17 protein-coding genes, 1 pseudogene and 2 CRISPR repeat arrays are annotated in these 21,565 nt (G+C 65.9%); of the genes and pseudogenes, 7 read left to right on the top strand and 11 right to left on the bottom strand.

The window, feature by feature from the left end:
* The 7 genes and pseudogenes from ON19_RS36340 to ON19_RS36320 all read right to left on the bottom strand — a co-directional run bounded on the left by ON19_RS36340 (position 1) and on the right by ON19_RS36320 (position 7,349).
* Positions 1-2,187, bottom strand: coding sequence for a tyrosine-type recombinase/integrase (locus tag ON19_RS36340; protein WP_086006790.1), 2,187 nt, complete (start codon positions 2,185-2,187; stop codon positions 1-3).
* 49 nt (positions 2,188-2,236) lie between these two features.
* Positions 2,237-3,019, bottom strand: a complete 783-nt coding sequence (locus ON19_RS36335) for a tyrosine-type recombinase/integrase (protein ID WP_051169686.1) — start codon at positions 3,017-3,019, stop codon at positions 2,237-2,239.
* A gap of 31 nt (positions 3,020-3,050) precedes the next feature.
* A complete protein-coding gene (locus ON19_RS36330) occupies positions 3,051-4,952 on the bottom strand; it encodes a tyrosine-type recombinase/integrase (protein WP_227954575.1) in 1,902 nt (633 codons plus the stop codon).
* Positions 4,953-5,368: 416 nt separating this feature from the next.
* Complete coding sequence (locus ON19_RS36325) at positions 5,369-6,127, bottom strand: tyrosine-type recombinase/integrase (RefSeq protein WP_255218458.1); 759 nt, start codon at positions 6,125-6,127, stop codon at positions 5,369-5,371.
* Between the two features lie 24 nt (positions 6,128-6,151).
* Positions 6,152-6,331, bottom strand: a pseudogene (locus ON19_RS44335) (integrase); the annotation flags it as partial.
* Positions 6,332-6,353: 22 nt separating this feature from the next.
* Positions 6,354-6,923 (bottom strand): site-specific integrase, encoded by a 570-nt coding sequence (locus ON19_RS42630; RefSeq protein WP_157230032.1) that lies wholly within the window; start codon positions 6,921-6,923, stop codon positions 6,354-6,356.
* A 51-nt stretch (positions 6,924-6,974) separates the two neighbouring features.
* On the bottom strand, positions 6,975-7,349 hold the full coding sequence (locus ON19_RS36320) for a phosphoadenosine phosphosulfate reductase domain-containing protein (RefSeq protein WP_157230031.1): 375 nt from the start codon (positions 7,347-7,349) through the stop codon (positions 6,975-6,977).
* Positions 7,350-7,583: 234 nt separating this feature from the next.
* Here ON19_RS36320 and ON19_RS36315 point away from each other — a divergent pair, with 234 nt between their 5' ends.
* Positions 7,584-8,096 carry a hypothetical protein gene (locus ON19_RS36315; RefSeq protein WP_043703584.1) on the top strand — a complete coding sequence of 171 codons (513 nt, stop codon included), beginning with the start codon at positions 7,584-7,586 and terminating at the stop codon, positions 8,094-8,096.
* 46 nt (positions 8,097-8,142) lie between these two features.
* Here the strand turns inward: ON19_RS36315 and ON19_RS36310 are convergent, their stop codons facing one another.
* Complete coding sequence (locus ON19_RS36310; RefSeq protein ID WP_043703583.1) at positions 8,143-8,325, bottom strand: hypothetical protein; 183 nt, start codon at positions 8,323-8,325, stop codon at positions 8,143-8,145.
* A gap of 61 nt (positions 8,326-8,386) precedes the next feature.
* On the opposite strand from ON19_RS36310, the gene ligD reads away from it, so the two are divergent.
* Positions 8,387-9,373, top strand: coding sequence for a non-homologous end-joining DNA ligase (ligD, locus tag ON19_RS36305; protein WP_306307080.1), 987 nt, complete (start codon positions 8,387-8,389; stop codon positions 9,371-9,373).
* Positions 9,374-9,430: 57 nt separating this feature from the next.
* On the opposite strand, the gene ON19_RS36300 is transcribed toward ligD, so the two are convergent.
* Positions 9,431-10,171 (bottom strand): hypothetical protein, encoded by a 741-nt coding sequence (locus ON19_RS36300; protein WP_218006546.1) that lies wholly within the window; start codon positions 10,169-10,171, stop codon positions 9,431-9,433.
* A gap of 1,202 nt (positions 10,172-11,373) precedes the next feature.
* On the opposite strand from ON19_RS36300, the gene ON19_RS36295 reads away from it, so the two are divergent.
* Together ON19_RS36295 and ON19_RS36290 are read left to right on the top strand one after the other, a co-directional pair.
* Positions 11,374-12,012, top strand: coding sequence for an RNA polymerase sigma factor (locus tag ON19_RS36295; RefSeq protein WP_083899900.1), 639 nt, complete (start codon positions 11,374-11,376; stop codon positions 12,010-12,012).
* Positions 12,009-12,671 carry a hypothetical protein gene (locus ON19_RS36290; protein WP_043703577.1) on the top strand — a complete coding sequence of 221 codons (663 nt, stop codon included), beginning with the start codon at positions 12,009-12,011 and terminating at the stop codon, positions 12,669-12,671. The genes ON19_RS36295 and ON19_RS36290 overlap by 4 nt, the downstream gene beginning before the upstream one ends.
* A 505-nt stretch (positions 12,672-13,176) precedes the next feature.
* Positions 13,177-13,855: direct repeats of the CRISPR family, unit length 29 nt; unit sequence GTGCTCCCCGCGCCTGCGGGGATGAGCCC.
* Between the two features lie 22 nt (positions 13,856-13,877).
* On the opposite strand, the gene ON19_RS36285 is transcribed toward ON19_RS36290, so the two are convergent.
* On the bottom strand, positions 13,878-14,333 hold the full coding sequence (locus ON19_RS36285; RefSeq protein WP_157230030.1) for a P-loop nucleotide/nucleoside kinase family protein: 456 nt from the start codon (positions 14,331-14,333) through the stop codon (positions 13,878-13,880).
* A gap of 181 nt (positions 14,334-14,514) precedes the next feature.
* Entirely contained in the window at positions 14,515-14,748 is a 234-nt protein-coding gene (locus tag ON19_RS44920; RefSeq protein ID WP_043703572.1) for a dihydrodipicolinate synthase family protein, read from the bottom strand.
* 395 nt (positions 14,749-15,143) lie between these two features.
* Positions 15,144-16,148: a CRISPR direct-repeat array (repeat unit 29 nt; unit sequence GTGCTCCCCGCGCCTGCGGGGATGAGCCC).
* A gap of 413 nt (positions 16,149-16,561) precedes the next feature.
* Here ON19_RS44920 and cas3 point away from each other — a divergent pair.
* Genes cas3 through casB form a run of 3 tightly spaced genes read left to right on the top strand, consistent with a single transcriptional unit; the run spans position 16,562 to position 21,562 of the window.
* Positions 16,562-19,291, top strand: a complete 2,730-nt coding sequence (gene cas3 / locus ON19_RS36275) for a CRISPR-associated helicase Cas3' (protein WP_169334254.1) — start codon at positions 16,562-16,564, stop codon at positions 19,289-19,291.
* Positions 19,288-20,943, top strand: coding sequence for a type I-E CRISPR-associated protein Cse1/CasA (gene casA / locus ON19_RS36270; protein ID WP_043703567.1), 1,656 nt, complete (start codon positions 19,288-19,290; stop codon positions 20,941-20,943). Before cas3 ends, casA begins: the two co-directional genes overlap by 4 nt.
* Positions 20,915-21,562: a type I-E CRISPR-associated protein Cse2/CasB gene (gene casB, locus ON19_RS36265; protein ID WP_051169683.1), complete on the top strand. Its 648-nt coding sequence runs from the start codon at positions 20,915-20,917 to the stop codon at positions 21,560-21,562. Before casA ends, casB begins: the two co-directional genes overlap by 29 nt.
* Positions 21,563-21,565: the final 3 nt, after the last annotated feature.

The following is a 21,565-nucleotide window of genomic DNA, read 5'->3' as shown; positions in this document are numbered from 1 at the left end:
CTACCGACACCGTGTAGAACGCAGGTGCCTCGACCTGTCCGAACTCTGAGTTAGTTCAGTCAACGGTGCATGTTCGTGTTGGCAGCCGGTCCCGTAGGGGCGTCCACAGGAGCCGAGTTCGACCTTGCGTTTGTCGAAGTGCTCGTCGAATTCGTCCCATTCGCCAGTAGCCAGGGGTCGGTACTCGTCGGTCGGCCGGAGTTGTCGGCGTTCTTCGAGGAATGCCGTGTAGTGGTGGACGATGTGTTCGTCGAAGACCGCGACGTACCCGCGGGTGGTCTGGATATTCATGTGGCCCAACAGGGCTGCGCCGATGTGGATGGGCAGGCCGCTGTTGACCAGTTCGGTGGCGAAGAGTCGGCGGAAGTCGTGCGGGGTGAACTTCACGGTCCGGAAGGCCGGATTATGCTCGGCGAGTTCGGTGCAGAGCCGTTTGAGCTGGTTCAACACGGTGCCACCGGCGATGACGCTACGTTTCGGGCCGCTTTGACGTTGGAACAAGAACGGCAGGGGAGCGCTCCAGACCTTGTCGTGGGGATCGAACCGGCTCAGGGTGGTGATGGTCCGACCACCGCTGGTGTGACGGCGCACGATCGCGGCGATGACATGGAACAGTTCGGCGCTCATAGGTATGACGCGTTCGCGGTCTGTCTTGGAGGGCGCGATGACCAGCAGGGCGATGACTTCGAGGTTGGGGCGCTGGTACTGGCGGATCGACAGATGGGTGAGTTCGCACATCTCTTCGATCCGGGCGCCGGAGTGCCGCAGCGTTTCTACACATGCCCAGTCCCAGAACGTGGCCTCCTCGTCGGCCTGGACGTGCACCACCGTGCCGGTGGCCTCATCGCGGACTCGGATCGGGTCGTCCGGCTGGGAGTGGTGGGTGCGCTCGATGCGTCGGTAGGTGCAACCCTCATGAACGAAGGTCTCGCCGACTGCGACAGCGCGGGCGTGTTCGAGCAGGGTGCGGGCCCGGTCGTAGCGGTCTTCGACGTGTCTGACCAGAGCTGGAAGCAGCGGCTGCCGGATCCGGGTGCGGCTGGCGGAGCGATCGTTGATCCGGCGACGCCGGGCGCCCAGGCCGCGGAGTTCGGCTGGAGGGACCGGGCAGGGAGCTACCCAGACGGCCCATTTCTCTGGTTCCTCGGCGGCCCAGGTGTGTAGGTCGTAGTAGAAGCTGCGGACGCCGATGAGGATCACGTCCTGGCCGGTTCTGGGTTTGCCGTCCTCGCGGGTCTTGATCGCTTCCCGCCACCGGGTGTAGATGTCGCTGCTTATGCGCAAGTCGGCTTGGCCGGGGTTGATCTGTTCGATCCTCACCCAGAAGTGGTGCGCGATCATCAGGATCAGGTTCTTCAGACTGGAGTAGTCGGTGTCGGCTGAGCGTCGGCGGAAGTACTCGATCAGCAGTTGTCGTACTGGCTGATTGGCGATCGGGTAGCGGTCGACCAATTCCTCGACGCTGAGCTGCCCGTGGTGCAGTGCCTCACGCATCGTGTCCGGGGTGCTGGCGGGGAAGTGGCCCATCGCGTGCAGAACGGTCCATGCCGACTGACTGTTGAACCGATTGTTGTGTGTGCCGGTGGGTTGCAAGATCGCGTTGACGCGTCGCATTTCGTGAGTGTGGTGCAGCATGGCGTCCGGGGTGAGGTCTGCCAGGCTGATGCCTTGCACGGTCAGCAGAACGGTGACGTCGAATACCGCCTGGTAGCGATACTTTCGCGGGAAGTCGTGCTCGTTGGCCTGCTGAGCGAAGCGTTCTAGCAGCGGGTCACGCTGCGCGGCGACGAAATCTGTGGAGTAGCCGTTCGGTGGGTTGGTTCGGAATGCCAGCAGGGTGGGCCGGATCACCCGCAGGCAGTACAGGGTCCGGATCCCGACCATGATCGTCGGGCCGATGGCGGCGGCACGGATGGCGCCGGTCCCGAGTTGGCTGGCGTCCCATTTCTGCTGCCAGCCTTGTCCGTCGAACTGGCCGAAATATCCCAGGGCGTCGCGGGTGCTGTCGCGGCGGATCCTGCGTGTGGCCTGGGGCCGGTCGTCGTAGGCGTAGGCGTGCTCGGCGATGTGGTCGGCCGGTGCGTGGTCGAGTTCACCGAACGGGCGCGGCACGACGGTCGGTGTCGCGGGCTCGGCCCGGGCGGAGGACCCCCACACGAATCGGCTAGGGTACCCCAGTTCTGGCACGACCGGTCCATGGCGGCGGCTGAGGCCGGTAGTGGGGCTGGTCTGGGATCTAGGCACCGAACACCGCCTCGATGTCGGACGGATCGTAATGGGCGCTGTAGGACTGAGCGGGCCGTTCCCGGCTGTAGTGCTCAGACAGTTTGTCGAACAATTCCTCGATCCCCACGGTGACATAGCGGCTGGTGGTCTCGATGTTCGCGTGCCGCAGGATCAACTGGACCTCGTGCAACAGCAGACGGCCGCTGTTGGCCATGCGAGTGGCCGCGGTGTGGCGCATGTCGTGCAACGTCCAGTTGGTGCCGAGAAGGTCGTTGGCGCGTTGCAGCACCCGCCGCAGCGCCCAATAGGTCATCGGCCTGTCCGGACCGCGACGAGCACGCCAGATCGACTGACCCTGAGGCGGTGTCCCGATCTCGGTGAGATAGCGCGCCAGCCGGACGAACGCCTGCGGCGACGCCGGAATCGGCTCACGGAGGCCCATCCCTTTGGAAATGACATAGATTCGTCGCCCGGCCCAGTCGACATCCTCAGGAGCCACCCCGAGCAGCTCGGTGGCGCGCGCACCGCTCGAGACGAAGAACTCCAACAACGCGCGGTCGCGTTCGCAACCCATCGCCTCGAACAGCGCATCCCAGAGCGGATCCGGAATCGCACGCGGCGGCCGATCCACGACCCGCTGCCGCAACCGGGCACGCCGCGTCTGCGGCGTCGGCTCCAGCGGGCTCCGATGAGCCAGCGCTGCTCGCCGCTGCGGTGACACCGGCACCGGATTGATCACCGGGCCACGACCGAAGTAGCCATGGTGGGCGTAGAAACCGCTGACCGCCGACATTATGTGGAATCTGAAATGTCAAGTCCGTGGGCTATTTGCGCTGGTTAACCGCAACGATCGGGAGCAGGCTGGAGGACGCTGGCGCGGCGATCTCGCGGGGCGTTGCGCCGTCGGGGGTTGGGACGTCGATCAGTCGTTCCAGTAGACGGTCGAGGGCGGCCTGGCCGTCGTCGACCGCTGCCTGTTCGTCCTCGGTGAGCGGGAGGTTGGCCAGCATGCGCTGTAGATTCTCCTTCGCCTCCAGCAGTTGTGCCTTGCTTGAGTCCTTCGGTGTGTAGAAATCGCAACGCGCGCAGGCCATTCGGTGAGGGCACTGTTCGAAGAAGCTGTAGGTGCAGTAACCGTGGCCGAGGTCGTAGTACTGCCAAGGCTGTCCCGATGCCGCTGCCCCGGAGGCGACGGCGTCGCGGTCGACGAGCACTTCGATCGTGCGGACGTTGCGGGCGAAGTACCCGGCGTCGCTGTAAGCCTTCGCCAGGGTGGTCGGGGCAATTTTGGCGTAATGCTGTGTCGCTGAAGGACTTCGGTGGCCAAGCCATGCCTGGAGCTCGAACAGCGTCATCGGTTCTTTGGCGTTGTAGAGCTGACTGGCGATCGTCGATCTCGCCCGGTGGCTGGTGATGTTGCCGCGGACGTCGGCGGTCGGCACGCCCGCTTTCGAGCAGAGCGCGGGGATGATGCGAATGTTCAAGTACTGCCTGCCGATTCCCTGTGCGCGGTAGGAGAACAGCAGGTGCACTCGTTCGCTGGTCTTGCGGTCCTGGACGGCGGGTTGTGTCGGTCGGACGGCCTCCCAGGCGGCGATAGCTTGGCCGACGATCGGGTCGACCGGTTTGGTGAAGGCTGTCCCGGTCTTGTGAACCGGAACGTCCAGCAGGCAGACGTCCTCTTTGCCGAGCATCTCGTCAGTGTCGCCGAGAAGAGCCACGTCCTCACGTTGCCAGCGAATGCACCCGACCCGCAGCCGGACGATCTCGTCGCTGCGCAATCCGGCGAACAGCCAGGTCAGCGCCAACGCTCTGAGCAGTTCGATGGGGTGCTTGCGGCCGACGGGGTCGGTGTAGACGTCGTTGTGCTCCAGGTTGAGACCGGCCCAGAGCAGCTTTGCCCAGATGTCGTCGGCGATCACCCGCGGATCGGGGCCGATGAGGGCGCGGATGCTGCGCGGGGTGGCTAGCGCGCGAGTGGGGTCAAAGCGCCGAGGAATCCAGCCCCATTCCTGGCAATCGCGGAAGAACTGGCGGGCCCCGGCGAGCAGGCCGCTCTTCGTGCGCGGCATCAGCGGCTCGCCGATGCGGTCCCGCAGCGACTCATCATTCTGCGTGAAGTCCCCGATTCGAAGGCGGTCGACGGCAGCGACCCAGGCAGCACACAGTTCTCGGGTCCACTGTCCCGGCTCCCGAATGTCGGGATGCTCGACCGCCAGCCACCGCCCCATCCGCAGCATCTGGTTGCGCCTGCCCTTTCTGCCCGAGACCGGGAGAGGCGACGTGTCGTGCCAGCGCTGCACCCAATCAGCCCAGACCGGGTCCACGCCCTCCGCTGGCGCCAGGGCCAACCGCGCCGGCGGTCGCGGTGGGCCGACATGCCCGAGTGCCGCCAGGGCTCGATGGAGGCTGTGGACATTCTGACGCAGCGAATACGGGATCGACATGTTCGTTCGCAGCCCGTTCAGCACGTCGTCGGACAGATCGGACAGCAACGGGCTGCGGTTGAGTAGAAGCGCATGGCAGACCAGGCTCGCGGTGCGCACGGTCACTTGCGGTGACCGCTGCCCCCAGCCGTGCAGTACCGAGGTGACCCGTTCCACGGCCTGGTCGATGATGGCCTCGCCGAACACCTTTCGAGCGACTGCGCCGCGACCGACATTGCCCAGAAGGTTCAGCTCGGTGAACCCGAACAGGTAGGCCAGAGCGATCGCGTAGGACCTCACAGACGTGCGCGCCCATCGCGGATAGGTTGCCAGGAAAGCATTTCCGCTGGTTCCCAAGATGGCCGCCCAGCCAGCCGCGTCCCAGGCCCAGAAGCTCGCCCCGTGGGTTGCGCAGCCCTGCAGAATCACTGCGACGGCGTCTCTGGCCGACCGACGATGGTGCCAATCGTCCACTACCTCGAGTTGTTCGACAGCCCGGGCGAGTGGAAGCACCAACCGACCGACCCGCGACCACTGCGGATGCTCAGGGTCCTGCCATCGCTCGGGCCAACTGCGAACCTCCCAGCCGAGGGTCTCGAGCGCGGCCTGCTCAGCGTCCGAGAGTGCCGCAGAGCAGTCGTATTGGTCGACACGGACCGGCCAGCGCCAGCGTGGAGCCGCGGGCATCATCGCAACGGCCGCCGAAGATCGTGCCCTCACGGATTGCCCGCCTCTGACTCGATTGCGAGCTGGGCCAGGGTTCGGACCCGCCAGCCGTGGATGTGCTCCATTCCGCGACTGAGCTTTTCGGCTAAATCGCGGCCGGACAGATGGATGTAGGCGAGTGTGGAGTCGGTCGAGCGATGGCCAGCGAACGTGGCAATCGCGTGCAGCTCCCAGCCCATGCGCGCCAGATCGGTCAAGCACAGGTGCCGAGTGGTGTGCGTGGAGAACTGGGGCAGCTCGGCCGCCAACGCCAGCCGTCGCACCACTTTCGACCAGGCCCACAGAGTTAGCGGCGCTGCGCGGTTGCGGCGCGACTCCGATAAGAACAACGGTCCCCGTGCCCGGCTGATCGTCGCTCGGTGAGCCAGGTAGCCCGACAGCAGCGCCCCGGTCGTCGCGGAATAGGGCACCACCCGTTCCAGCCGGTTCTTCGTCGTCTCCGCGCGGATCCGAAGCATCCTGCGGGCAGGATCGAGATCGTCTGTCCGCAGTGAGCACAACTCCTCCCGCCGCAACGCCGCGTCGTAGGCGAGCGCCAGCATCACCCGGTTGCGGACCGGCTCCTCCGCCGCCACGGCCAGCAGCTCCAACCACTGCGACTCAGTAGGAATCCACGGCAGCTTGGTCAACCGTGGGATCAAGCCACGCTGCTGGCCGCCACCACCGCTGCGTGACGTATAGCGGCCCCGCCCAACGGGATTCGACTCCCGAACACCCTCCTCGACCAAGAAATCGTAAAACAGCCTCACGGGAACCATCCGCTGCTGCAGAGTCGCATTCGCCAGACCGGCGCCCGAGTCGATCGACACCACATTCGCGCCCCGCCGACTCGGCCGCTCCGCCAATTCCCGGACATACCGTGCGATATGGGCTCGATCGGCCTCCACTGGGTCGACCTGCGCCCGATCGCACATCTCAAGGTATTCGGCCAGTCCGCGCGCATAGGCGTCCATCGTCCGTGGCGCACGTCCGAGATCAGCCCATATCTGCAACCAGACGGCAGCCTGTGCGTGCCGGCCGAGCACCGGCCACTTCTCCGTCAGCGCTACTGTGCCCAACGCATCTCCTCAGTTCGTGGTCGTACCGCAGCGAGATAGTCGCCGCCGCAGTCAGATTCCACGTAACTGATAAGGCGTGGTTGATGGTCGTGCGCGCATACCCGGCGGCGAGAGCAGGTTTGCCGGTACGAAGATTCACGGTTCCCGGAGTTGGAGACTCCGCTTTATGACGTTGACGCTGTGGATTCGGGGCGGTGCGTAGCCATCCGACCATCACAGCCACCTCGGACTGGGTAGCCTGTGTCCAGTCTACGTCGAGTACCCAGAGAAAGCGGAACCAGCGCAGCAGATCGTATGCATAGCTGCGGCAGGTCAAGGGACTGGAGTCGCCGAGTGCCAACTCGGCCAGATACTCGGTCACCGCCACGATCTCGACATCGGCGCGATCCAGCACCACGAACGGCGGGTGCGCACGATCGGTTGGGACGACCAGCCCGGCGCGTGGAAGCGTGGCTCGGCCTTGCATCAACTGCTGATAGATGTCCAATCCAGTTCTCCTCCAACGCAACAACGATTTGGCCGCCATGATGGAGGAAGGTCAGATGGTGCAGTCAACTGTGCACCAGCGCCTGTCCTTGTCCGGCCACTTGCCGCGTTCGGCGACGCGGTCGAGCAGATCGCAGCCGGTGCGGGCCACCAGCTCATGACGCAGCCCGTAGTGCTCGGCGTGCTCACGAGCGAGCGCGACCGTGCCCGGCCAATCCGAGCGACCCATGTCGGCATGGACGGTCGTGACGCGGTCGAGGACGCCGGCCTCGGCGCACAGTTCCACGAGGACATCCAGAAGGGCTTGACTGTCTTTGCCGCCACTGAGACTGATCAAGTAATGGTCGTAGCCGAGCAGGTTCGGGCCCGAAGCCAGCACATCACCACCACTCGAGGGCAGCAGTTCCTGAGCGGGGGGAGAGGCCATTGTTCGCCATGCCGGAGAAGCAACTGCTGCCATTGCAGGGCCTCCTCGATTTCGGATGGATGGAATGCGGTCGGCGACAGGGGATAAGGCGCCGGGATTCGCCCGGGAGGCGGTAGCCGGGCGGGTAGGATCGAGCGCGGGAGAATCGCAGGCGGGCCCGAAGACTTCAGGAGGCCGGCCATGTCCTCGCGTCGCCCACCGCGGTCCCCGCGCACAGCTCGATCCCCGGAACTCGTGGCACGACTGGAACGCTCACGCGCTCGCAGCAAACGGCGTCGAGAACTGGCGCGCCAGAAAGAGCGCGCGATCCAGGAGGCGGTCAAGCGCTACCTCACCGATTGGGAAGCGATCACCGCCTGCGAAACCCGGCGTGATCAGAACATCGCCGCGTTGCGGCAGCAGATCAGCGACCTCGAGGAGCGCGCCGGGAGCGAGATCGCCCGCTACCGCGCCGACCAGGCCGAGGCCGCTGCCGTCATCGGTGACCATGGTGGCTCTGAGCAGGATGTCGCTGAGTTGTTCGAGATCAGTCCCAAACTGGCTCGGCAACTGATCGCCGCCGCCCGCGGCGCTCGCGCCACCACACCACCGCAACCATCCTCCTCAGCGGCCGTCGCGGCGACTGAACTCGAGCGTGTCGGACCGACCACGGCACAGCCGCGTACACGGACACCACCGGTCGCCGGCACCGACGACACCGCGGAGTCATCGCGATCAGCGTTGCCCACGGACCCGTTGAACACCTGAGGCAATGCGGACGGCTGGTCGAAAGAGCAGATGCGGGGGTGCGAGGCTAGGGCTGCTCGGCGGGCACCGCGTGGGCCAGGTCGGTCGGCCACGGGTAGGTGCCGGGGGAGTCGTCGACTGCTTGCACGAGCGCTGTGGTCGGGTCACCGTCGACGCCGAGCTCGATGATGCGGAATACGCTCACTCCGCCCGCGACCAGGTGGATCAGGGAGCCTTCCTCGAACTGCACACGCCCGAGCCTAGCGAACAACACCACCCGGTTGGTATTCGCTAGGGATACGCTGTCTGGTGTGTCTGTGCCGGCACCGATGCTGGCGACCGCGGGTCGGCCGCCTGATACGCCAGGCCGGTGGGCGATCGAGATGAAGTGGGACGGGATGCGCGCCATTTGCCGCCTCGCCGGTGAGCGGGTGGAATTGTTCAGTCGCAACCGCAACAACATCACTGTGTGCTATCCGGAGTTGACCGCAGGGCTCGCGCAGCGCCCGCCCGGCACCGACATGATCCTCGACGGTGAGATCGTCGCCCTCGACCCGGCTACCGGCGCGCCGTCGTTCGCCCGGCTCCAGCAGCGCATGCATCTGACCCGGCCTGCCCGCGAACTGGTGCGGGCGGTGCCGGTGCAGCTGTTCGTGTTCGACCTGCTCGAACTCGACGGCGCCAGCTCCATGGCCCTGTCGTATGTCGAGCGGCGCGCCCGCCTGGCCGAACTCGACCTCACCGGTGCCGGGGTACGCGTCCCGCCGTACTGGACCGACATCCCGGTCGACACCATGCTCGACACCGCAGCCTCCCACCGGCTGGAAGGTGTGGTCAGCAAACGCGTCGACTCCGTGTACCGGCCCGGGACGCGCTCGCGGCTGTGGCTGAAGACGGCGATCCGCCAGACGACAGAGGTGGTCATCGCCGGATGGGTTCCCAGCAGCAGCGGCGGCGGCGAGCGTGGTGCGCTCGGCTCCTTGATCCTGGGTGCCTATGACGAGTCGGACCGTTTGGTCTACGTCGGGCACGTCGGCACCGGCTTCACAGTGGCAGCGCGCCGGGCACTGCTCGAGCGGTTGAAGGCATTGACCACAACCGACAGCCCGTTCGACCGATCGGCACCATCCTGGCGGATGACGGCGGCGCGCTGGGTGAGACCACAGCTGGTGGGCACCGTCGAGTACCGCGAGTATGTCGGCGCCTTGCGACATCCGAGCTGGCGGGGATTGCGCGCCGAGATCGATCCCGCCGAGGTGCGGCTACCGACTCGAGACGTTCACTTCCCCCGGACCTGAAGCTGTCATGGCTGGACTGGCTGTCCCTCGACGCGGCCGTCGTCGAGCCCGGTGAGATCAGGCGTTGGCGTAGCCACCGGCATTCCACACCAACCAGCGGAACTGCTGCGGGGCGAATGCCTGGTGAGCGGGAACACCCGGTGCCGGAGAGTGAGGCCAGAACGCTACACCGCACCGATGGCAGTAGAAACCGGCCTGCCACACCGCATGCGCGTTGCGACGTCCCCGCACGATTCGGCCGTTGCGGCGAATACGGCACACCGCGACAGTGAGCAGGACAGCGCCAGGTGTCGCCAAGGCCCCGAGGAACATGACTATGGCCAGGGCGGCAACCCCGTGCGAAACCCCGGGCGCGGGGTGGGCGATCGAAACGATCGCCGGAACGATCGATGACATGGCTGGCACGAGCAGCACCAGTGCGAAGAAGGTCAGCCACCCGGCGGGGGTGCGGGCGGGCTCGCGGGCGAGGCTGTGGGCGAGTGCTGTGGTGTGGGTGCGGTCGACGGTGGCAGTGCCGACTACCGGCACCAGGCCGCTCGAGGCGACTGCCACGCCGGTATAGACGTTCGTCCCGAAGCTGGTCGACACGCCATCGGCATACAGAGCGGGCACACTCTGCACCCAGTCGAGTCGGTGGCAGTGCGGACACGTCAGATCGACATCCATCCGGGCAACCCCCTCCCAAGCCGTTGCGCTGTAGCGGCGCGTCTGTGGTGCTGGTACCTGCAACGAAAGCTCTGTGGGGTATCCAACACCGTTCGCTATCTGCTGTCGAGAGCTATTCGTGAGCTTCTGCATCGACAAGTCCCTTCCGTCATTGGCTGACGAGTCATCGCGTGTCGGTCGACGGCCGTGGGCCGAAAATGGTCAGTGCTGCGAACCGGTGTTCGGCTAGTGGGGGGACGAAGCGAGGGACCATGGTTTGGCCGATCGGCCCGACCCCGCAGCATCCGCCGCTGTGACCAGCGTGCCCAGACATCGAAATCGCGACCGGGTGCTGGTGGATCGGATCCAGGAGGGCGGCGTGAGGGGCGAGCTGTTCCCGCTGAGGCACCCGGCGCCCAGTCGGTGGGGATGGACCGGCCGAACCTGGGCAGGGAAGCGTGTCCCATCAGGGAGGCCCGCCTCCGGAGGGACAATCGCGCCTAGGAGTCGCGGGAGATAGCTGGTGGCGCGGTCACCGATACAACTCATCGGGCCAGTGTTTTCGCTGGTGGCATGTCACCAGGAACGTGTACGTTTGCGTATTGAAACGTACCCAAACGTCTTGAGATGTGGTTCAAATCCGCTGGCAGGGTGGCATTTCGAAGCCGTGACCAGCAGTTTTTGCGGTCGTGGGATACGGAGGTTCAAGTCCTCCTAGGCCGTGGCCGCAGACGTCTTCCTTCATGATATTTCGCTGCGGTCGATGGATAGTGTCAGGAAGCTCTGCACATTTCGAACCGGCGTGCGCTGCATATCTGAGCTGCGTTTGGTGTAGCTATCACCATCGTCGCGCCGACGTGTTCGCCTAGCCATACGACCCCGGCTTCGCGTTCGATCGGAGCCAACAGGAAACCTCCTACGGCTTCGTAGCGGATGCGACGGAAGCCAAAGGTGTCTGTCGGATGGCGGCATTCATGGTTCGGGGTGTGTGTTTCGGCGTGTCGGTGCGGCTCGCCGTGATGTCCTCAAGATTCACGGGTTGTTGTCCGAATACGTGGCATGACGTTGCTGTGGGTTACCGAGGGCCGATTGCGGGTAGTCGGCCAGCTTGCGTGGTGTTCTGCGTTCGTGTCGGTGGTCTCGGTGATCCCGGCTCACCTAGCATGCCGCTGGCCGAAGCGCGAGCGCGAGTGTGCCATTCGTCGACCATCGCATCGGGCATCTGGCGGTGTGAACGCTGAGCATGCCGGCGTACCGCTTGCTGGATGGCTGGCGTCACCCGTTACTGCTGTTGAAAACGGGCCGCGTTCGCGGTCGGCGTCGATCCCTCCAGTTGCTCAGGAGATCTCAGCACGATGACAGATCCTGACTCCGTTCCCGCAGTCCAGCGGAGATTCAATGAGCTCTACCGTTGTCACGCTCGTGCGGTATTCCGATCCGCGGTGAAGGCATTCGGCGGTGACCATGAACGGGCAGAGGACATCCTGCAGGAGGTGTTCCTCGCGGTGTGGGAGCAATACGACCGTGATTTCCTCTACCTGGAGGTGCACGAAGCAGCACCGTTGATAATGACGATCACCAAGCGCCGTGTGGTCGACGCGTGGCGGCGCAGCGACGGAGTCGTGACGGTGGGCGACTACTTCGACGGTGCGGTTCCGATGACCGGGGTGTCGATGGCGGGCAACACCAATCCGGCCGAGCGGGTGCTCACCGACGACGCGCTCGAGTACTTGTGGCTCGTGTTGAGGCAGAACTTGACCCAGACGGAGTACCGGGTGGCGGTGATGGCGTGGGACATGTGCCTGCCAGACATCGATATAGCGAAAGTCATCGGCGCCAGCGTCTCGACGGTGCAGTCCCACAAGAGCCGCGCTCGTCGCAAGATCCGGGCGATCGAGAACGTCGGGGAGTTCCACATCGAGTTCGGTCCCTGGGGCCGCTCCCCCCACACCCCGCGTACGGGGGCGAGTAACGGAGGTGAAGTGACAGCATGAGCACATACGACGAGAAGGACGACACTCCCGCAACAGTCACGATCTACGAGGTGTTCGGCGCACTCGACGGCTACCTCGCCTCGAGCGGCGCCTACCACTACGACGTCGAAGCCGGGTTGGGGCGCCTGCAGCACACCATCAATCGTCTGGCGGCCGCCCGAGCGGAAGAGACGCAGCGGACCGCCGAGCTTCGCGACGACGTCTGCGCGGCTGTCGAAAACATCCGCACTCGCATGCGCGGGTCGACCGCGGCGTCCCGGCGAGTCATCGTTGACGAACGCATACGCGGCCTGATCGTGTCGCCGTTGAAGATCGCCAGCCTGATCACCCCGGAAGTCGCGGTGCGTATGGCCGATGGCATCCGTGGGCAACGCTGGGTGTTGAGCTGGCTGCCGCAGCGGGTGTTGACCCGCCAGCAGGCGTTCAGCGGCATGGTTCTCGACGAGATCCTGACCGACCCAGACGATCTCGACAGCGCCACGATGATGCTTCTTCTGACTGAACTTGCCGCGGACCTCGCGATGCCGCTCGAGGAGGTCCTGTTCCGTCTGTCTCATGTCAAGAAGGACGAGAACTACCCGCGATACCGCTGGAGCCGGTGTACACGGCCTTTGGGCAGCCGCGTGGTTGACCAGGCTCTAATGCGAAAGGCGGAATAGCGTAGATGGGACTGCCTGGTTCAGACCGAGAGGCGTAAGTAACGGCGAACTGTCGGCGACCGCCGCCTACGACTCCGCTGTTGGCGGAACTCGTGGGGCTTGTTACGTAGGTGAGTGAACGATCCCGGCGAGCAGAGGTACCGTGCTCCCCGCGCCCGCGGGGATGATCCGAAGTCCTCGAAGAACCGGCCGATGCCGTCGATGTGCTCCCCGCGCCCGCGGGGATGATCCCAAACGCGGACTGACGCAGGGCATGCTGGCGGAGTGCTCCCCGCGCCTGCGGGGATGATCCTCGCTCGTACAGGGCGTCCACGTCTTTCCATGCGTGCTCCCCGCGTCCGCGGGGATGATCCGCGTCGAGCAGCTTGGTCCTCAAGTCCTCTTGGGCCGACGCCCTTAATGCCAGATCAGGCATCTTTCCGGTACTTCCGAGCCGATTCCGAGTTGTCGTCGCGGTCATCAGGGGATGAGCCCATCCAGCAGCTACGGAAGCGGCAAGGGTTCACGTGCTCCCCGCGCCTGCGGGGATGAGCCCCCAAAAAGGAGCACTCCCTCATGTCCGCAACCGTGCTCCCCGCGCCTGCGGGGATGAGCCCACACCATCGACGGCGTACGACTGTGCCGCTGAGTGCTCCCCGCGCCTGCGGGGATGAGCCCGCCGCGCCCACTAGTCTTGATCGGCAGGCATAGTGCTCCCTGCGCCTGCGGGGATGAGCCCTCGTGGTAGGCGCGCGGATCGCAGATGAGGTCGTGCTCCCCGCGCCTGCGGGGATGAGCCCTGCACGCACGTGTACGGCCAGGCCAAGGGTTGGTGCTCCCCGCGCCTGCGGGGATGAGCCCTACGCGAGCGAAGATCCGCGCCAGGACGAGCCGTGCTCCCCGCGCCTGCGGGGATGAGCCCCGGGCCTCGCTGGGATCGAACTGGACCACCCGGTGCTCCCCGCGCCTGCGGGGATGAGCCCTCTCGCTCGGCGCGGCGGGAGTCTTTCGTGGTGTGCTCCCCGCGCACCGACCCGGCCGTCCTTGACCGCATAGTGCTCCCCGCGCCTGCTGGGATGAGCCCAGGATCCGGTAGTGCACGGGCGGGGACGGTAGTGCTCCCCGCGCATGCGGGGATGAGCCCGGCACCAGCGCGGCATAGATGCGGCCACGTACGTGCTCCCCGCGCCTGCGGGGATGAGCCCTGCGGTGTCAGATGGGTGGGGGCTAAAAGCGGCGGACGAGCATCCGAGACCGGATCACCGCCGGACTGGTATCGAGCCACACTGTCACCACCGGCACCGCTTCCGTCACGCCCGTAGAGGCGCGCAGATAGTGATCCAACCGCATCTCGCGCGCGGCGACGTCACGGATCGTCGACAGGAACGGTGCGTCCAGCACGATGGGGAAGGCCGCCGCGAGGGTGAGGCCGGTCCGGATGAGTCCGTCGTAGATCCCTGGGGCGACGAGCGACCGGTAGGTGTCGGAGTCGCGGTCGAACCGGTCACCGGTCAATCTTCCCATCACCGATTCCTCGAGTAACGGCGCGAACCGGTCCTTGTCCAGCACCGCCGTACCTAGAACGCGCGCCAGAAAGTCCGCGGCCGTCGATTTTCCCGACGCCGGAAACCCACACACAACAACCACACCACAGCTACCCAGTCCGCCGACCGCGTCGCGCAACACCTCCCGCTGCGACTCGGTCAAATAACAGCCACGGCTTTACTGATTCGGCCAGCACATGCCCGAAGACTGTTCGATGCCTGTCTCCGGCGCGGCGGCAAAGAAGAAGGGGGAGATCACCGCCAGCATGTCGGCATACTCCCCGGCATGACGAGCCGCCTCGATGGCATCGGCCGCGGCACTAGCGCCGACATGCGCGATCAGCGTGCCGGTCCACGTGCGCCGGACACTGTTCGATCACCGCACGCCGCTCACCAGAGGTCAAGCTCGCAAACTCACCCGTCGTCCCGTTCACCAAGATCGTATCGACCCCGGCGGCTGCCAGCAGTCCCAAGTAGTCGCTCAACGCTCCGAAATCCACCGCACCAGAGGCCCGAAACGGAGTCACCACCGCCACAATCACAGAACTCGCCATCCCTCGATTCAACCGCCCACAGCAAGCCTGAGGCGCTTGCCTCGACGACAGGCCACGATGTGACGTGGTCAGATGCGGCGATTCCGGCACCTGGCGGAGGTGAATACGGCGCTGGACCCCATTCCGGCGTGCGCCTGCAGGGCCGGCAGCGCACACGGACTCTCGCTCGTCTTGGGTTGTACGCGGACGACCGAGCGTGCGACTTTTCGAAGGATGGTAGACATTCGAACTCGGCGAGAAGTGTCCGATCCGCAGCTGCTTGGACGGCAAAATAAATGCAGCGAACCGCACGATCGGTGCAAGGCCATCAAACGAGTCTGGATCGGAGCAGTCGATCGCTCACAAAAGTGAATGAAAACCAGCTCGCCCAGCAGAGAACATGCTGGTCAACAAGTGTGCTCCCCGCGCCTGCGGGGATGAGCCCACCACACCCTCGGGCGGCCCCGACCCGCTGCCGTGCTCCCCGCGCCTGCGGGGATGAGCCCCGAGCACCATGCGGACTATGTGGGCCAGGACCGTGCTCCCCGCGCCTGCGGGGATGAGCCTCCGCGTCAGGATCTCGGCAAGACGCACGACGCGTGCTCCCCGCGCCTGCGGGGATGAGCCCCCCGAGTCCGTCGAGCGGGCGATCCACAACTGGTGCTCCCCGCGCCTGCGGGGATGAGCCCGGCTATGCCGTAGATGCCCTAGATAGGGACTTGTGCTCCCCGCGCCTGCGGGGATGAGCCCTTCCCGACCTCGCGAGGGTTCGTAGCCACCCAGTGCTCCCCGCGCCTGCGGGGATGAGCCCAAATACTGGGTCGACTGGAGCGATGCGAGCTTGTGCTCCCCGCGCCTGCGGGGATGAGCCCGTAAAGTTTCTTGTTCGTTGGTGGGGCGGCCTGTGCTCCCCGCGCCTGCGGGGATGAGCCCTCGGCGCCGAGCGAATGCCCAACCACGGTCACGTGCTCCCCGCGCCTGCGGGGATGAGCCCTCGCCCCCGTCCGCGCTGGACCGGGGCGAGCTGTGCTCCCCGCGCCTGCGGGGATGAGCCCCACAGCGCCAGCAGAGTTCACCCGCCGAGTCGGTGCTCCCCGCGCCTGCGGGGATGAGCCCCCGTCCATCAGCTACGACGGCGCGACCAACACGTGCTCCCCGCGCCTGCGGGGATGAGCCCGAGTCGCAACCATGATCATTCAGTTTGATTAGGTGCTCCCCGCGCCTGCGGGGATGAGCCCCTCGCGTTCGAGCGCGACTGGGCGGTCTGGGAGTGCTCCCCGCGCCTGCGGGGATGAGCCCAGCTCCTCCATCGTGGGCTGCGTCATGTGGCCGTGCTCCCCGCGCCTGCGGGGATGAGCCCGCACAGGACGGGGGTCGACACGCCCGACAGAGGTGCTCCCCGCGCCTGCGGGGATGAGCCCTGAACCAGGGTGTCCAACTCGATCCCAGGTTCGTGCTCCCCGCGCCTTCGGGGGATGAGCCCGTGATCGACGAAGCGACCGTGCCGGTGCTCGAGTGCTCCCCGCTCCTGCGGGGCATGACCCGTCCGAGGTTCGGGTTCGTTACGACTTCGGTGTGTAGCCCACGTCTGCCGGGATCGGGACGGCGACCGAGCCGTGTGGCTCGGCCGCTACCTTGCGTGCTGCTGGCTGAGGACCCTTTGTGGATAGCGAAAATGTTTGAAACGCAGCATAAGTGGGTAAGGACTGCTACCTTCGATGCGCGGACAGCCTGGCGTCGAAGTTGGGGCGCGAAGTTGTCGGTGTGGGGCTATATCGTTCGGCGCGTACGAGGGTCTGATCGTTATGGGGGCATGGTGCTGAGTAGGGCGACGTTGTCGGCCTGGGCCAAGAGTGACCGTGATGGTGGAAGCCTTTCTCTTGTCAGGCACCTGGCTGATTCTGCTGAGGTTGCGAAGTTGGTGTGGGATCACTGGTTGCCGCGGCATACGCGGGAGGTGATCTGTGATGGGCTTCCGGCTGGTGAGGCTGATGGGCGGTTGCTGCTGTGTTGGCTGGCGGGTGTGCATGATCTCGGGAAGCTGACGCCGGCGTTCGCGTGTCAGGTGCCGGGGTTGGCGGATGCCATGCACGCCAAGGGTTTGCGTATGCCATCCTCCGTGGGCAGTCGGAAGACGCTGCCGCACGGGCTCGCCGGTCAGGTGAGTGTCGTCGACTTTCTGGTGGGGGCGGGGTGGTCGCGGGAGGTTGCCACGACGTATGCGGTGGTGGTTGGGAGCCACCACGGTGTGCCGCCTACCGTTCGGGAGTCGCACAATGCGCGGTCTCATGAACTGCTCGGGTCGGGCCAGTGGGAGCGTTCGCGCGGGGAGCTGCTGGGTTTCTTGACCGAACGGACGGGTGCGGCGACCCGGTTGGGCGACTGGCGGGAGGTGGCGTTGTCGCTCACCCAGCAGAGTTTGCTGACAGCGGCGGTGATCGTGTGCGACTGGATTGCGAGCAATCAGGAGCTTTTTCCTCTGGACGAGTCACGGAAATCGAGTACGGCGGCGCCTGTGGCGTGGCGGTCGTTGGCGTTGCCGGGGCCGTGGCAGCCGACTGCGATGGTTCTCGATGAGGATGCGGCGCGGCACGGTTTCGTGCGTGAGCGGTTCGGTTGGTCGGTGGCGATGTTTGCGCGTCCACTGCAGCTCGAGTGCGTGCGGATCGCAGCGGCGATGCCGCAGCCGGGGTTGATGGTGGTGGAGGCACCGATGGGGGAGGGCAAGACCGAGGCGGCGCTGGCCGCGGCGGAGGTTCTGGCGCAGCGATTCGGGTTCGGTGGTGTCTTCGTGGCGTTGCCGACGATGGCGACCTCGGATGCGATGTTCGCCCGGGTGCGCCGGTGGGTGGAGAACCTTCCCGATACACCGGCGACGATGTTCCTCGCGCACGGTCGCGCGGCGTTGAATCCCGAGTTCGCGGTGTTGCGTGATCGGGGTTTCGCTTCGATCGGCACGGATTGCGCCGACAGTGGTGTCACCGCGCATGGCTGGCTTGTCGGTAAGAAGGGGCCGCTGGCGAACATTGTCGTCGGAACGATCGACCAGATGCTGCGGCTGTCGTTGAAGACGCGGCATGTCATGTTGCGGCACTTGGCTTTTGCTAACAAGGTCGTGGTGATCGACGAGGTGCATGCAGCGGACTCGTATATGTCCACCTACCTGTGTCGCAGTCTGGAATGGCTTGCTGCCTATGGTGTCGCCGTGGTGCTGCTGTCGGCAACACTGCCTGCGGCGCAACGCGAATTGCTGGTGGATGCGTATCGCCGGGGCCGCGGTGACCGCGATGAGCAGCCGATCGGCTCGATTCGCGGCTATCCGAGCATCGGGGTGTGGCCGAATCCGGAACTCGGTGTAGCGGTTGCGGGGTCAGGCCGTTCGATCGCAGGGATCGAGATCGAACGGATAAGTGACGATTCCGAAACGCTGGCCGGCTTGCTGGCCGGTGCGTCCGCCGAGCACGGGGGCGTGATGGGAGTGGTGTGCAATACCGTTGCCCGCGCTCAGGAAACCTATTCCGGGCTGGTCGCTGCCGGTTTCGCCGAGGATGAGTTGCTGCTCGTTCATTCGCGATTCCTCGCCAGTCACCGGGCTGAGCTGGAAGCGCGGTTGCGGTCGGCTCTTGGTCCCCCGGGGCACAGCCGGCGGCCGGAGCGGTTTGTCGTGGTCGGTACCCAGGTGATCGAGCAGTCGCTGGACATCGACGTCGATCTGCTGGTCACCGATCTGGCACCGATGGATCTGCTTCTGCAGCGAATCGGGCGTTTGCACAGGCATGCGAACCGGCAGCGGCCGTCGTGGGTTGCCCAGCCGCGCTGCCTGATCAGGGGAGTCGATTGGGCAGCAGTGCCTCCGGAGCCTGTAGCCGGGTCGCAAGCGGTTTACGGGCGTGCGCGGTTGCTGCGCTCGGCGGCGGTACTCCACGCGCGCGGCGCGGCGGGCATCGCCGTGCCCGGCGACGTCCCGGCGCTTGTGGCCGCCGCCTACGCCGAGGAGATCACGGTGCCCGATACCTGGGGCGAGGCGATGACCGCCGCCGACGAACAATGGCACACACACATCGCAGACCAGCAGCGGCGGGCACAAGACTATTTGCTGTCAGGCCCCGGCAGCGGGAACCCGACACTGCAGGGATGGTTGGCGGCGGGCATCCCGGTCGACACCGACGGTGCGGGCGGGCAAGCCCAAGTGCGGGATGCCGAGGACACCATCGAAGCGATCGTCGTCCAGCGCCGCGGCGAGGAAATACATGCCCTCGACGACGTGCCCGATATCGGGGGGATGACCGTGCCGACCGACGCCGCACCAGCCTCGTGGCTGGCCAAGAAACTCGCGGCCTGCACGATCCGGCTGCCGGCCTACCTGTCGCGATACGGCAACAAGGAGACACTGATCCGCGCACTCGAAGACAACTGGTATCCGGGATGGCAGCAAACACATTGGCTGGCAGGAGAATTGGTGCTCGAACTGGATGAGGACCGTCGCACGGTCGTGGGCGGGTACGACCTCGTATACGACTCACGACGAGGGCTGCTGGTGACATCGAGCCGGGAAACGACATGACCGCGACTCCACCGAGGTTCGACCTGCTCGAACAGCCCTGGATCATGGTGACCGACCACTCCGGTCGCAGGCACGATTGCTCTCTGCGCGATGTGTTTCGCCGCTGCGAGGAGTTCGCGGCATTGGGAGGTGACGTACCGACCCAGGAATTCGCGATCCTGCGGCTGCTGCTGGCGATCCTGCATCGCAGCATCGCGCGACGGCCCGGTACCGCAGCCGAGATTTGGTCGCAGCTGTGGGACCACTGGCCCGGCGAACTCATCGACAGCTACCTCGACGAGCACCGCGATCGCTTCCAGCTGTTCCATCCCACTACCCCGTTCTTCCAGGTTGCCGAGCTGCGGTCCGGCAAGGACGCGGTGAGTCCGCTGGACAAGCTCATCGCTGATGTCCCCAACGGTGCCAAATACTTCACCACCCGCGCCGCGGGTGACATCGAGCGGATCGGTTTCGCCGAAGCCGCGCGCTGGCTGGTCCACGTCCATGGCTTCGACCCTTCCGGCATCAGGACCGGCGCCGAGGGCGACGACAGGGTCAAAGGCGGCAAGGGATATCCGATCGGTGTCGCCTGGGCCGGCGGCTTGGGTGGGGTCTACCTCGAAGGCGCGAACCTGCGCCGCACGCTGTTGCTGAACCTCGTTCTCACAGACCCCAACGGCGCTCGCTTCAGCAGCGAGGACCTGCCGCCCTGGGAAAGGAACCCGGACGGACCGGCAGTGCGGACGGTATCGCACCCCAGCGGGCCGGTGGATCTGTTCACCTGGCAGAGCCGCCGGGTCCGGCTCGTCGGCACCGGCAGTGAAGTCACAGGTGTCGTGCTGTGCAACGGTGACGCGCTCGAGCCGTTCAACAAGCACCTGCTCGAGCCGATGACCGGCTGGCGCTACAGCGAAATCCAGTCCAAGAAGGCCGGGCAGCCGCGGCACTACCCGCTCACACACGACCCGGACAAAGCCTTGTGGCGCGGCCTGAGTTCCCTGCTGGCCGATGTCGCCAGCACGACGCCCAGCGCTGGACGCGGCATCGCCCCCGGCGTCGTCGAATGGGTCGGGACACTGCTCGGCAACGGCGTGCTGCCAGCCGAGCATCCGATTCGACTGCACGCGGTCGGCATGCAGTACATCAACAATCAGTCGATCGTCGGCGACATCGTCGATGACGCTATCGGTTTCCCCGCCGCGCTACTGGCCGCCGATCCGCGGCTGCGCAACTGCGCCGTCCACGCGGTGCAGGTCGCCGAGTCCGCCGTCGACGCGCTCGGCGGGCTGGCCGCCGACCTTACCGCAGCGTCGGGCGGAGAGAGCGACGGTGCACGCGCGCGAGCACGTGAAGAGGGGTTTTTCGCGCTCGAAGCGCCGTATCGGCACTGGCTGCGCGAACTCGACCCCTTCGCCAGCGACTACACCGCGGCGGCAGGCCGATGGGAAGAGATTGTGCACCAGATTATCCGGCGCCTCGGAGACGAATTGGTGTCCTGCGCCGGCCCGCAGGCATGGATCGGCCGCGAAGTACGCGACCACTGGCTGGACGCGAGCCTGGCCGACCGCCGCTTCTACAACCAGCTACGCCAGAGCCTGCCAGCAGCGTTCCCCAAGAACACCATCCCTTCAGAAGAGGACACTAATGGCGAACTCACCGAAGTCGCGTGGTGATCGAAAAACCGCACTCGCCGAGTACGTCGGCAGCAGGGTCGCGCGGCTGCAGGACGACTACCGCCGCCGCGACAGCGATGCGCTGGCGGCGATGGCACAACTGCGGCGCGGTGTCGGAGGCCGCCCCGGCGCGGACCCTGCACTGTGGGAACTGACGCTGGCGGGCCTGGAGGAGAAGATCGAGGCCCGTAACACGATGACCCGCGCCGAACGCGACGGTGCGGCCACAGTGTGGGAACGCGCCGCCTACGACGCGATCACCCTGCACGCCCTGCACCAGCAGTCCCGTAGCGACCGCATGCACCGTCGTGGCCCATCGCTCGGCGTGGCCACCGCAGTCCTCGGTGCCCGCGCAGCCTCATCAGAGGCAGTGCGCGCCAGATTCCACGCACTTGCCACCGCCGGTGACCACTCCGCCCGGCTGATCCACCTGCGCGGCATCATCGCGCAACTGCGCAGCTTCGACATTCCCCTCGATTACGCCCGCCTCGCCGAGGACCTCGTTTGCCTCGACGACGGCATCGACGCCAACGACGTCCTGCTGACCTGGGGGCGCGACTACCACCGCAAGCCCAAGGCCACCTCCGACGACGCCACCGAATCAGGAGACCCCCAGTGACCA

It is taken from the genome of Nocardia abscessus NBRC 100374, from assembly GCF_000308455.1.
Taxonomy (GTDB): domain Bacteria; phylum Actinomycetota; class Actinomycetes; order Mycobacteriales; family Mycobacteriaceae; genus Nocardia; species Nocardia abscessus.
The sequence above is the reverse complement of the archived record's forward strand: the minus strand, read 5'-3'. Positions and strand labels throughout refer to the sequence as shown.

Excerpts from the sequence above, each read along its gene's own strand:
- ON19_RS36335 (WP_051169686.1), bottom strand. The coding sequence starts at position 3,019 with ATGTCGGCGGTCAGCGGTTTCTACGCCCACCATGGCTACTTCGGTCGT.
- ON19_RS36320 (WP_157230031.1), bottom strand. The coding sequence starts at position 7,349 with ATGGCCTCTCCCCCCGCTCAGGAACTGCTGCCCTCGAGTGGTGGTGAT.
- ON19_RS36300 (WP_218006546.1), bottom strand. The coding sequence starts at position 10,171 with ATGCAGAAGCTCACGAATAGCTCTCGACAGCAGATAGCGAACGGTGTT.
- ON19_RS36295 (WP_083899900.1), top strand. The coding sequence starts at position 11,374 with ATGACAGATCCTGACTCCGTTCCCGCAGTCCAGCGGAGATTCAATGAG.
- ON19_RS36290 (WP_043703577.1), top strand. The coding sequence starts at position 12,009 with ATGAGCACATACGACGAGAAGGACGACACTCCCGCAACAGTCACGATC.
- ON19_RS44920 (WP_043703572.1), bottom strand. The coding sequence starts at position 14,748 with ATGGCGAGTTCTGTGATTGTGGCGGTGGTGACTCCGTTTCGGGCCTCT.
- casA (WP_043703567.1), top strand. The coding sequence starts at position 19,288 with ATGACCGCGACTCCACCGAGGTTCGACCTGCTCGAACAGCCCTGGATC.
- casB (WP_051169683.1), top strand. The coding sequence starts at position 20,915 with ATGGCGAACTCACCGAAGTCGCGTGGTGATCGAAAAACCGCACTCGCC.